Here is a 12,771-nt window from a genome sequence, read left to right on the forward strand (position 1 = left end):
GAAAACAACAGGATATTTTTTTACCTTTACGCTCAATCCATATAAGATCTTACTTTTTCTAAGCTTATCTTCTTAGAGTTTGTCATCAAAATTAAAATTAGATTCATCTATTTTTATAATTATAATTATCACGATAATATTTATAACCATTAAAAAAGACTTGAGATAAAATTTTTCTTCTTTACTTTTTTAGAGTTTAAAAATACTAAGACTAAAATTGCTAAAATGATTTTGATTTATAGTCCTTGGTTTTTAAGAATATAGTCATTGATATAAAAATTTAATTTAGTTATATTTTTACAAGCAATCAAAGTACATTTTTATATTTCTTTTTGCAAATTTTCACTTTTTTCTAAAACTTCAAAATATTCTTTTTCAAATGCTTCCAATGTTTCTTGAGCTTTTTGCAACTCTTCATAAAGTTTGTTAATACCGATATTTTGATAAACACTTGGATTTGATAAATCTTTATTTAATTGTGCAATTTGTTTTTCAATAACTTCTATTTTTTCTGGATGATTGTTTAAAATTTCATTTTCTTTATAACTTAGCTTTTGATTTTTTTTCTCTTTTTGATTACTATTTGAAATTGAATTTTCAAAACTTAGAGTAAAATTATCAAATTCGCGCAATTCTTTTTCATTTTCAAGATATTCTGTATAAAGAGTGTGTAAAATATTGATCGAATAATCTCCCTCAAAAGCATAAATTTTGTTGGCAATTTTATCAACAAAATACCTATCATGAGATACAAACAAAATTGCTCCTTCAAAATTTAACAAATATTCTTCTAAAATATTAATTGTTGAAATATCTAAATCATTGGTTGGCTCATCAAGTACTAAAATATCATAAATTTGAGTAAAAAGTAAAGCCAAAGCCACTCGATTTTTTTCTCCACCGCTTAATACAGAAACACTTTTATCTAAAAATTCTTTAGGAAATAAAAAATTTTTCAAATATCCATAAACATGCATATTTTTATCTCTGACTTGAACCCTGTCTCCACCATTAGGACAAAAAATCTCAAGTAAGGTTTTATCTGAATTTACTAAATTTCTAGCTTGATCAAAATATCCTATCTTAATCTCTCCTCGTTTAATCTCTCCACCATCTTCTTTTATTTGTCCTAACAGCATTTTTAAAAAAGTAGATTTTCCACAGCCATTTTTTCCTACTATAGCTATACGCTCTCCTTGCAAAATACGAGCTGAAAAATCTTTAAAAAGTATTTTATTTTCTATACTTTTGCTTACATTTTTAATTTCAAATAACATTTTTTTTCGATTCATTACTTTATCAGCATTAAAATTAAGTGTAGATCTTGAAATTTCAAGTCTTAAGCGCTTTATAGCCCCTGGATTTTTTTTAGCCTCTTCTCGCATTTTTAAAATACGCTCTTTTCTTCCTTCATTTCTTTTTAATCTTGCTTTGACACCGCGTCTTAACCATTCTTCTTCATTTTTTAATTGCTTTAATAAAGTCTCATGGCTTTTAGTAAGACTTTCTAAAATTTGCGCCTTTTTTTCAAGATAATTTACATATCCTCCTTTAAAAACACTTAATTTTCCATTTTCAATTTCTATACACTTATCAGCAATAGCATCAATAAAATAGCGATCATGGGAAATAAAAATAACGCACATTTTTGATTCTTTTAGCAATTCTTCTAAAAAACTTGTCATATAAACATCTAAATGATTTGTTGGCTCATCGAGCAACAAAATATCAGGATTTTTAAGTATAAGTATACAAAGTCCTACCCTACGTATCTCACCACCACTTAATGTGCATACTAAGCGATCAATATATTTTAATAGATCAAATTCTTTCAAAACACGTTTTATTTTAGCTTCTATATTCCAAGCATCCTTGCTTTCTATTAAAGCCATAATTGAATCCATTTGTTTTAAATACTCTTTATTTTCTGGATTTTTTTCTAATTTTAATTGAAGTTTTTCATATTCATCCAAAGCGGTATAAATTTCTGAAAGTTCTTGCTTAATAGCATCTTTAATACTCAAATTTGTCCCAAAATCTACATTTTGCGAAAGCATCGCGATGCTTTTTCCATTTTGTCTTACAACGCGACCACTATCCAAATTTAAATTACCAAATAATATTTTTAAAAAAGTTGATTTCCCTTCTCCATTTTTACCAATAATAGCTATTTTTTCACCATTATTGGCACTAAAATTGGCTTCATTTAAAACAATCTTTTCATCAAATCTTTTATTTGCGTCAATTAAATCAATCAGTGCCATTATAATACTTCCTAGAAAAATAAATCGATAATTAAAAAAATTAAAGCCAAATTTCTTTAGCTTGAGTATTAATCTTATATTTTTTTAGCTCTTTAATAATTTCATCAATAAGTTCTTTATTATCAGTATCTAAAAAAATTTCTGGACTATCACTAGATTTTAATAAAAAATATTTCACATCAAAAGATTTTAAAGTTTGTTTTAAACAAAATACCGAATAGATATCATTTTTATCTATAATAAGCTGATAATATTTGCTTTTTTCTTTTAAATCACTAGTATCAACATCAACATAAAGATTAAATTGTTCTGCTGCAGGAGTAAAATCTTTACTTGGCCATTTAGCAAGTTCTTCTTGCCAAGTAAAGTTTTCATTGTTTTTTTGCTTATTTTCTTTTTCTATATTTATATTATGAGCAAATTCAGGAATAAAATTTGAATTTGCTTTAAATTTAGAGACTAATATCAAAACAACTGCAAACAAACTAAGCAACAGTAAACTTAAAATGCCTACAGTTAGATATTTTTTAATCATTAAGCTAATTGATCTTTTATAATATCACCCAAAGTGATTTTATCATTATCATTTATTTCATTTAAAACTTCACGTTCTTTCATTTTAACTAAATTTTTAACACTTAAGCGAATTCTATTCTTCTTTTCATCGATAAAAACAATAGCTGCTTCAATTTCATCATCTATTTTTAGATTTTCCAGAGTTGAAGTACTAATATCCTCTTTATGAATAAGCGCATCAACATTTTGACTAAGCTCTACAAAAACACCAAAATCTTTGATATCTCTAATTTTTCCTTTAACAATATCTCCAACTTTATGATTTTTGGCATATTCTTGAACAGGTGATTCACAAAGTTCTTTCATGCTAAGAGAAATTTTTTGATTTTCTGTATCTATTTTAATAATTTTTACTCTAACCTTATCGCCAACTTTAAATTTATCTTTACATTTATCAGTTCTTGACCAAGAAGCATCTTCATTATGCAATAAACCCTCAATCATACCAAGATTTATAAATGCTCCAAAAGCAGTTGTCAAAGTAACTTCACCTTCTAAAATATCTGATAATTTATATTTTTTCAAAAATTCATCAAAAGGCTTTGTAAGTAAATTTCTCAAAGAAACTCTTAAGCGTCTTTCTTCGGAATTAATTTCAATAACTTCCACATCAATTTCTTGTCCCTTGCTTATATGGTCTTTTGGATTTTTAATATTTTTATCCCAAGAAATTTCACTGATATGTAAAAAACCTTCGATATCATTACCTAAATCTACAAAAGCTCCATAAGGTTCTATATTAGAAACAATAACCTTAATTGTATCACCTACTTCAAGATTATCTTTTATTTCACTCCAAGGATCAGGTAAAGCTGCTTTAATAGATAAGGAAAGGTGTTTGCGTTCTTTATTATAACTAATAATTTTAACTGGAACTTTATCACCCTCTTTATAAAAAAGACTTGGATTTACTGGGCCTTTATAAGAAATTTCACTATAATGAACCAGACCGTCAATTCCGCCTACATCAACAAACATACCATAAGTTGTGATTTTTTTTACTGTACCTTCAATAATGCCCTGTTCTTGAGTGATATTATTGATTAATTCTTTACGTCTTTTTCTTTCATCATCTAGAGTTTTCTTTCTGGAAACGATAATACTTTGCTCTTCATGATCAATCTTAATAATCTTTACTTTAAAAGTTTTACCTAAAACATTATTGTTTTCTTTGAAACCATATTGAGATTTAGGTAAAAAGAACTCAATATCATTATCATCAACAACAATAAGTCCTCCTTTATTTTTTCCAACAACTTTAACATTAAATATATTTTCAGAATCTTCTTCTTTATAATTTTTAATAAATCCAATCACTTTTTCTTTTCTCAAAGCTTTTTTATGAGACAATAAAGACCTTCCACTGTAATAACCCACCACAGCAACTTTAATCTTATCTCCAATTTTAAACAATAACTGTCCATCATTATTTTGAATTTCAGCAATTGGCAAAATTCCTTCAGATTTTTTACCTATATCAATATAAACTTCATCATTTTTAATCTCTACGATCACCCCTTCTGCCATTGCTTCTTCTTTTGATTTATCAAAAGCATCTAAAAGTTGTCCAAAATCTTCTTCTTCAAGAAAATCATCTAAACTACTTTGAACCTTATTGTTCGCCTCAATCATCACTGTCCTTTAAAATAATTTTAAATTTCCTCATTCTAAATATTAAAAATTTAGCTTTTGTTAATTTTTTTAAATTGTAGTTTTATTTAGCTTTTAAAAAAATAAAATATTACGCTTTAATCAACAAAAGTTTTAATTTTAGTAATTACCTTATTTATAATCCAATCTGGAGTGCTAGCACCTGCACTAATTCCACAATGTTTTTTATTTAAAAACCACTCTTTTTTTAATTCTTCTTCTGTTTCGATAAGATAACTATCCTCGCAGTGCATTTTTGCTATTAAAAAAAGTTGCTTGGTGTTAGCCGAATTCTTACCACCCACAACAATGACTACATCACTTTTTACAGAAAGTTCTTTAATAGCATCTTGATTTTTAAATGTTGCATCGCAGATAGTATTAAAAACTCTGACTTCTTTAACTCTTAATATTAAAAAATTAACTATTTCCATAAAATGTTCAGGTTTTTTAGTTGTTTGACTTACTACAGCAATTTTATTTGGTAATTTAATATTTTCAAGCTCTTTTTTACTTAAAACAACATAAGCTTTTGTGCTTACATAACTTTTAACACCTTTAACCTCTGGATGATTTTCATCACCAAAAATAACAACCTCATAGCCTTCATCACTCATGCGTTCGCAAATTTGCTGAGGCTTTGTTACAAAAGGGCATGTTGCATCAAAAATTTCAATATTTCTTTTTTTTAAATCAGCTAAATCTTGTTTTGTAATACCGTGAGTTCTTATAATGGCCTTTTTTTCGTCATTTAATGCATTAATATTTTCTAAAGTTTTAACATTAAAATCTTTTTGCAGACGCAAAATTTCTTCATTATTATGAATTAATGGCCCTATAGTCGCAGCATCTTTAATTTGTTCAGCTTTTTTAATTGCTCTTTTTACCCCAAAGCAAAAACCATAGTTTTTAGCTAATTCAATAATCAATTTTCACCCCTAATCTTTTTAAAATTTCTATAAAATTTGGGAAAGAAGTTTTTATGCAATCAAAATCATCAATTTCCATTCCACAAACCATACCTAAAATAGCAAAACTCATAGCGATACGATGATCATTATAACTTTTTATTTTAGCTTTATTTACCTTTCCACCTTCTATTTTAAATCCATCTTCAAATTCTTCAACTTTAATTCCGCAAAGCTTTAGGTTTGAAACTATAGAGCAAATTCTATCACTTTCTTTAACTCTAAGCTCTTTTGCATTTTTAAGTATAGAAATTCCATCTGCTAAAGCAAAAGCAATAGCTAAAGCAGGAATTTCATCTATAAGCCATGCTATATTTTCTTTAACTTCCACTGCTTTAAGCTTACTAAAACTTGCTCTAATTTCTCCTATACTTTCAAAATGATTTTGGGTAATTTTTATTTCAATTTTAGCTCCCATTTTTTGCAAAACTTTATAAGCTTCTATGCGAGTAGAATTTAATAAAATATTATTTATTCTTATCTTCGAATTAGGAGTAATAAGCGCTGCGAGTATAAAATAAAAAGCTGAAGATGGATCATTAGGAATTTCAAGATCTTGCTCTATTAAAGGCTTTTTTAAATTTGATATTTCGATTTTTAAACCATTCTCACTTATTTTTAAAGGAGCTCCCATGGCTTTTAACATATTTTCACTATGGTTTCTGCTTAAATTTAATTCTTTAAATATAGATTTTCCATTTGTATTTAAAGCTGATAAAATCATAGCTGTTTTAACTTGAGCTGATGAAATTTGACTCTCGTAATTAAAAAAATGTAATTTTTGTCCCTCTATACAAATTGGTGCTAAATTTGCATTCTCTCTGCCATATATTTTTGCTCCAATACTTTTAAGAGGATCGCAAACTCTTTTCATAGGGCGATTATTTAAAGATGAATCTCCGCTTAAAACAAAAAAACCAGAAATTCCAGATAAAAATCCTATCATTAAACGCATAAGAGTTCCAGAATTCCCACAATATAATACATCTTTAGGTGGTACAATTTTTTTAGGCGGAATGATGCTAACATTTGTACCATAAATTTTAACTTCAGCACCTAGCTGTTTTAAAATTTCAAGCGTATGTAAAGTATCTTTGGCTAAAAGATAATTTTTGGCTTTATTTTCTTTATTTGTTAAAAGTGAAAAAATTGCAAAACGATGAGAAATACTTTTATCGGCAGCTATATCTGAAATTTCTATTTCGAAGCTATCAGATAAGGCATGGATTATCATCTTAAATCAAGATCCATTTCTTTTAATTTTTGTACAATCTTATCCATACTTTCTACAATTTGACTATCTTCTAAAGTTTTATTTATATCTCTAAAAACAAAAGCTATAGTTAAACTATAAAAATCTTTAAGATTTTCATCACTATATAAATCAACTAATCTAAAATTTTCAAGAATTTCTAAATTTAATTCTTCTATTGATTTTTTAATATTTTCATACACATATCCTTTTGGTACCAATATACTGAGATCTCTATTTACTGCAGGAAATTTTGAATAATTTTTAGCAACTTTTTTTTCTTCTTTAATAAGCTCTAAATTCAATTCACAAACATAAGTTTTCATTAGATCTTTTTCATTTTCTAATTTCAAATGTAAACGACCGATAAAACCTATACTTACATTATTTATAATCAATTCTGCTTGTTCATAAGGACTTAAGAAATCATAATGAGAGGGCTTAAGTTTAAAATCCCCTATAATATTTTTAATATCCAAAAGAAAATCGTAAAAATTAACCAATCTTGGCTTAGCTTTATTTGCTATTTTAGGCTCTTCTTTATAGCCTGAATGCACAAAAGCGATTTTATTTAATTCTTCAACATCTTTAGAAAAAATAGATCCTGATTCAAAAAGTTTAATAATTTTTTTTGAATTTTTTGTATTTAAGCTAACAGCACTTAAAAGATGATTTAATAAGGTTGTTCTTAGGGTATTTAATTCATTGGTTATCGGATTTAAAAGTTGTATTTTAACAGTATCAAATCCCAAATTTTGAAGTTCTTCACTATTATCTAAAACATAATGCAAACTTTCAAAATAACCATTATTAACAGCATTTTTTCTTAATTCCAAAAGTCTTTTATAAGAAAAATAAGTTGAATTAAGACGATTTTTTCCTAAAAATTCTAAATTTTTAGAAACTATATTGTTAATACCTATCATTCTAACAATTTCTTCACAAATATCTGATAAATTACTTATATCTGGCCTATGCATTGGAACTTCGACATTAATTAATCTATCATCTAAAAGTATTATTTTAAAACCTAATTTTTTTAAAATATTTAAGATATCATCTTTATCAATATCTTGACCAATAATATTATTGATATGATCAATATTCATAGGTATGGTTAAAAGCTCTTTATCAAGTAAGATTTGTTGAGAAGAGCTATATATGCTTAAATTGGGATTTTGTTTAAGGATATTGAGTAAAAAATCCATCCCTAAATGTAATTTAGGCTCACTCCCTCTAAAACTTCTATAAAAAATTTTCTCATCTTGTTCTTTATAATTTGGCTTTGCATTAGCTATTATATTAGGATCTGTATAATTAGCTTCGATAATAACTAACTTTGAAGTCTCTTTACATTTATATTCTTCTTTTTGATAAAATCCGCTAATACTTAAAGTTTCATTTTGGCAAGAAATTTTTGTTTCTCCAGATTTTTCTTTACTAAAATTTAAAGTAACTTCTTCATTTTCCTTTGCAAAAACACTTAAATCATAAGCATTAAATAAAACACCTGTTGAGTGTATGGTGTAATTTAATAAATTTTGTATAGGATTATTTTCTAAATTTTCAATCTGAGCCAAACGTAAAGAAATAATTAAATCTAATTGAAAATTATCCTTAATCTCTATGGCTCTATAATTATAAAAACTATGCAAATCTTTTTGCGCATTAAGACGTAAAACCCTTCCTATGCCTAAAACATTTTCATTCTCTTTAAAAGATTTAAGTTCTTTCAAATTTAAATTAAAAGCTACTGCTAAATCTCGCGCTATTCCATATATGCTAAGGCAATCTCCCCTATTTGGAGTTAATTCAACTTCAATCAATACATCATTAAAAATTTCATAGGAATTTAATTCTTTTCCAAGTTCTAATATACCTATACTATCATCTAAAATTATAATACCTTCATTAATTTTACCAAAACCTAACTCTGAACTTGAACAAAGCATACCATAAGAATCTACACCTCTTAGCTTAGCATCTTTAATTTCCATTCCATTTGGCATGCAAGCACCTCTAAGTGCTACAGCAACATACTGCCCTTGTTCTACATTTTTTGCACCACATACAATCTGTAAAATTTCATTTCCAACATCCACTTGACAAATGCTGAGCTTATCAGAATTTTCATGCTTTATCTTTTCTTTTACAAAACCCACTACAACCTTATCTGGAACTTTTAAATTGCAAACTCTATCAACTTCAATACCTATAGAATTTAATTTATAAACAATTTCTTCAGCAGTTATATCCTCAAGTTCTAACCAATCATTTAACCAACTCTTAGTAATTATCATCTAAATTGCTCCAATAATCTTAAATCACCTTCAAATAAAGATCTCAAATCAGGAATCTGATGCAAAAGCATAGCAAAACGCTCTACTCCAAGACCAAAGGCATAACCACTTACATTTTTATATCCTATAAAATTAAATACATTAGGATCGACAATTCCGCATCCTAAAACCTCTAGCCATCCTGTTTGCTTACATACCCTACAACCATTTCCTTTGCAAAATACACAAGAAATATCTACTTCAGCCGAAGGTTCAGTGAAAGGAAAGAAGCTGGGACGAAAGCGAATTTTCACATCATCAAACATAAAGTGTAAAAACTCTTCTAAAATACTTTTCAAATGTGAAAAACTCACTTTTTGACCTTCTTCTACAACAAGTCCTTCTATTTGATGAAACATTGGAGTATGAGTTATGTCAAAATCTCTTCTAAAAACTGCACCAGGGGCTATCATTCTAATAGGAGGTTTTTGGGTTAACATTGTTCTAATTTGCACTGGTGAAGTTTGAGTCCTTAAAAGTCTTTTATCATCAAAATAAAAAGTATCTTGCATATCTCTAGCAGGGTGAGATTTTGGTAAATTTAAAGCTTCAAAATTATGAAATTCATCCTCAATTAAAGGACCTTTTTCTATACTAAAATTTAAGCTTAAAAAATATTCTATGATTTTATCCATAGTGCTCATTACAGGATGCAAAGCACCTTTTGTTGCATTTTCATCAAAATAATTAAAATCAAGTATATCTTGTTTCATTTTTTCTTCGAGCGCAAGATTCTCTAAAATTTTAAACTTAGCTAAATAGGCTTTATTGAACGCTTCTTTTTCTAAATTTAGGGTAGCTGCCAATTCTTTTTTAGCCTCACCCTCTAAATTTTTAAGTTTTGAAAAACTTTCTGTTAAAATACCCTTTTTGCCAAGAACTGAAATTCTAAGAGCCTCTAAATCATTTAAATTATCACACTCTTCAATTTGTTTAATAAAATTTTGCAATTTTTACCCCAATCAAAGTGAAATTTGATTTTAATTTTATTAAAAAGTATTTTAAAATCAGCATAAAAATTAAACTTTTAAAGATATAATTATAAATTATTAATTATCTAATAATTAAGGATGATGCATGCAAGAAAAAACAATTTTTGAACTCATAGTTGAAGGGGAAATTCCATGCAATAAAGTTCTTGAAAATAATGATTTTCTAGCTTTCCATGATATTGCTCCAAAAGCTCCTATTCACGTGCTTATTATTCCAAAAAAACATTTTAAAAATTTTCAAGAATTTGATCCAGAGCTTATGGCTAGAATGACAAGTTTTATTCAAGAATTAGCTATATTATTAAATATCCATAAGAGCGGATATAAACTAATAACAAATTGTGGAAAAAATAGTGGACAAGAAGTATTTCATTTGCATTTTCATATGCTTGGAGGTTTTACAACCCCACAAAAGCATTAAATTATTTTATCAAAGGCATCAACATTATCTCATATAATTTATTATAAATTTCATCAGAGCATAGATGTTTAGCTAATTCTAATCCAAAAAGAATAGCTGTTGCTGGACCAGCTGAAGTAATAATATTCTTATTCACAACTACGGCTTGATTAACACGGGTACCATTAAGCCCAGATTCACAACCTGGATAACATGTGAATTCACCTTTTAAAACTCCTGCAGCATTTAAAACTATAGCAGATGCGCAAATAGCAGCGATAATATTATTATTGCTATTAAGTTTTTGAATAATATTTAAAACTTCATTTGATTCTTTAAGATTATTCATACCTTCATATCCACCCGCTAAAGCAATAGCATCAAAATCCATATGTACAATATCTTTTAGTAGATAATCAGCTTTGATAATAATTCCATAAGATCCTTTTACAAAAAGATCAGAATTTAAAGAAGCTGTAATCACCTCTAAATTTCCACCTATTTCTTTTGCGCGTCTTAAAACATCAACTATACCTATAAATTCAGTTTCTTCAAAACCCTGTGCCATTGGAACTAAAATTTTTTTACTCATTATTTCTCCTTGTTTTATATTTTTGAAATCTTTTTTCTTTTTCTTTAGCCCTCTCGCTCATTTGATTATTAAAACCTAATATTAAAAAAATCATAAAAAAGACAAAAAAAGCTATAAAAATAAAATCCAAAATTGACATAAATTATAAACCTCCTTTGAAAAATCCTAACATAATTTTATAAATATTTAAAGAAAAATCAAAGATAATTTCATAAAATTCAAGTTTTTAAGATTATTTTAAAAGGTAGTTAATTTTGAATCAAAAAAATATCAGAATTTTTGTATTTCTTGTCATTATAATTTTATGGGCTTATTTTTCTTTTCCAATTGAAATTCTACAAATTAAAAATTCTAATGGAGAAATAAGCTATGGTTATACAGCAAATGCTAATGCATATTTAAAAAGTTATGGTGTTACTCTTTTACTTACCGTTTGTGCTCTTTTTATTGGCATAATTGTTGGTTTTGGTTTAGCTATTTTAAGATTTTTCAATATCAAAGCTTTAAATTTTATAATTGATGAATATATTGATATTATTCGCGGAACGCCTGTTATTTTACAACTTATGATTTTCTCTTTTGTAATTCTAACTTTTATAGATAATTTATATGCAGCTATTTTTGCTTTAGGATTGAACAGTTCTGCTTATATTGCAGAAATAGTTAGAAGTGGAATTAATAGTATAGATAAAGGTCAAATGGAAGCTGCTCGCGCCATGGGGCTTGATTATCAAACTTCAATGAAAGAGATTATCCTCCCACAGGCCATAAAAAATATTTCACCTGCTTTGGTAAATGAATTTATCTCTTTATTTAAAGAAACTTCTGTGGTTGGTTTTATTAGTGTTATTGATATTACTATGCAAAGTCAAAGCTTACAAGCGATTTTTTACAATCCAAAGCCTATAATATTTACAGGATTAATTTATTACATAAGTGTTAAAATTTTTAGTTATTTTGCTAAAAAACTTGAAACTAGGATAAATCAAAATGATTAAAATAAAAAATCTATATAAAAAATATGGCAATTTAGAAGTTTTAAAAAATATTAATGCCGAAATTTCACAAGGTGATATTATAGCTATTATAGGACCAAGTGGCGGAGGAAAAAGTACTTTTTTGCGTTGTATAAATCGACTAGAATTAGCTGACAGTGGAGAAATTTTTATCAAGGGTGAAAATATACTAGATCCTAAAACAGATATTAACAAAATACGCCAAAAAGTCAGTATGGTTTTTCAACATTTTAATCTTTTTGCCAATAAGACTATTATGCAAAATTTATGTTTAGCTCCTGTAAAAACTAAAATTTTAAATCAAAATGAAGCTATTGAGAAAGCTAGAAATTTGCTTAAAAAAGTTGGACTTACAAATAAAGAAGATGCTATGCCCCATCAACTTTCAGGAGGACAAAAGCAACGCATAGCTATTGCTAGAAGTTTAATGATGAATCCAGATATAATTTTATTTGATGAGCCTACTTCGGCACTCGATCCTGAAATAATAGGGGAAGTTTTAAGCATCATGAAAGAACTTGCCAAAGAAGGTTTAACCATGCTCGTAGTTACCCATGAAATGGGTTTTGCTAAAAATGTTGCCAATAGAATTTTCTTTATGGATAAAGGAAATATAGCAATTGACAATACTCCTCAAGAAGTCTTTGAGTGTCCAAAAAACGAAAGATTAAAAGAATTTTTAAATAAGATTTTAAATCACTAAGTCAAATCAGTCTTGATTT

General features: G+C 27.2%; 11 protein-coding genes. 3 read left to right on the forward strand and 8 right to left on the reverse strand.

Annotation, left to right across the window (positions count from 1 at the left end; genetic code table 11):
* Nucleotides 1–320: 320 nt before the first annotated feature.
* The 7 genes from abc-f to pheS all read right to left on the reverse strand — a co-directional run bounded on the left by abc-f (nucleotide 321) and on the right by pheS (nucleotide 9,999).
* Complete coding sequence (gene abc-f, locus ACD570_RS05280; protein WP_417904201.1) at nucleotides 321–2,264, reverse strand: ribosomal protection-like ABC-F family protein; 1,944 nt, start codon at nucleotides 2,262–2,264, stop codon at nucleotides 321–323.
* 40 nt (nucleotides 2,265–2,304) lie between these two features.
* A complete protein-coding gene (locus ACD570_RS05285; protein ID WP_239820615.1) occupies nucleotides 2,305–2,799 on the reverse strand; it encodes a hypothetical protein in 495 nt (164 codons plus the stop codon).
* Nucleotides 2,799–4,472, reverse strand: a complete 1,674-nt coding sequence (locus ACD570_RS05290; protein ID WP_200279316.1) for a 30S ribosomal protein S1 — start codon at nucleotides 4,470–4,472, stop codon at nucleotides 2,799–2,801. The genes ACD570_RS05285 and ACD570_RS05290 overlap by 1 nt, the downstream gene beginning before the upstream one ends.
* 116 nt (nucleotides 4,473–4,588) lie before the next feature.
* Entirely contained in the window at nucleotides 4,589–5,419 is an 831-nt protein-coding gene (locus ACD570_RS05295) for a 4-hydroxy-3-methylbut-2-enyl diphosphate reductase (RefSeq protein ID WP_337207538.1), read from the reverse strand.
* Nucleotides 5,409–6,692, reverse strand: a complete 1,284-nt coding sequence (gene aroA, locus ACD570_RS05300; RefSeq protein ID WP_337197399.1) for a 3-phosphoshikimate 1-carboxyvinyltransferase — start codon at nucleotides 6,690–6,692, stop codon at nucleotides 5,409–5,411. Before aroA ends, ACD570_RS05295 begins: the two co-directional genes overlap by 11 nt.
* Complete coding sequence (gene pheT / locus ACD570_RS05305) at nucleotides 6,689–9,010, reverse strand: phenylalanine--tRNA ligase subunit beta (protein ID WP_337198342.1); 2,322 nt, start codon at nucleotides 9,008–9,010, stop codon at nucleotides 6,689–6,691. Before pheT ends, aroA begins: the two co-directional genes overlap by 4 nt.
* Nucleotides 9,007–9,999 (reverse strand): phenylalanine--tRNA ligase subunit alpha, encoded by a 993-nt coding sequence (pheS, locus tag ACD570_RS05310; protein WP_374262807.1) that lies wholly within the window; start codon nucleotides 9,997–9,999, stop codon nucleotides 9,007–9,009. The genes pheT and pheS overlap by 4 nt, the downstream gene beginning before the upstream one ends.
* Before the next feature lie 127 nt (nucleotides 10,000–10,126).
* On the opposite strand from pheS, the gene ACD570_RS05315 reads away from it, so the two are divergent.
* Nucleotides 10,127–10,462 carry a histidine triad nucleotide-binding protein gene (locus ACD570_RS05315; protein ID WP_337207838.1) on the forward strand — a complete coding sequence of 112 codons (336 nt, stop codon included), beginning with the start codon at nucleotides 10,127–10,129 and terminating at the stop codon, nucleotides 10,460–10,462.
* A 1-nt stretch (nucleotide 10,463) separates the two neighbouring features.
* On the opposite strand, the gene ACD570_RS05320 is transcribed toward ACD570_RS05315, so the two are convergent.
* Complete coding sequence (locus ACD570_RS05320; protein WP_337204689.1) at nucleotides 10,464–11,033, reverse strand: DJ-1 family glyoxalase III; 570 nt, start codon at nucleotides 11,031–11,033, stop codon at nucleotides 10,464–10,466.
* Between the two features lie 254 nt (nucleotides 11,034–11,287).
* Between ACD570_RS05320 and ACD570_RS05325 the strand changes: the two genes are divergently transcribed.
* The gene (locus ACD570_RS05325; protein ID WP_337198344.1) at nucleotides 11,288–12,031 is read left to right on the forward strand and encodes an amino acid ABC transporter permease; all 744 of its coding nucleotides are present in this window, start codon (nucleotides 11,288–11,290) and stop codon (nucleotides 12,029–12,031) included.
* The gene (locus ACD570_RS05330; protein WP_374262815.1) at nucleotides 12,024–12,752 is read left to right on the forward strand and encodes an amino acid ABC transporter ATP-binding protein; all 729 of its coding nucleotides are present in this window, start codon (nucleotides 12,024–12,026) and stop codon (nucleotides 12,750–12,752) included. The genes ACD570_RS05325 and ACD570_RS05330 overlap by 8 nt, the downstream gene beginning before the upstream one ends.
* Nucleotides 12,753–12,771 lie beyond the last annotated feature (19 nt).

It is taken from the genome of Campylobacter sp. LH-2024, from assembly GCF_048270605.1.
Lineage (GTDB): Bacteria > Campylobacterota > Campylobacteria > Campylobacterales > Campylobacteraceae > Campylobacter_D > Campylobacter_D molothri.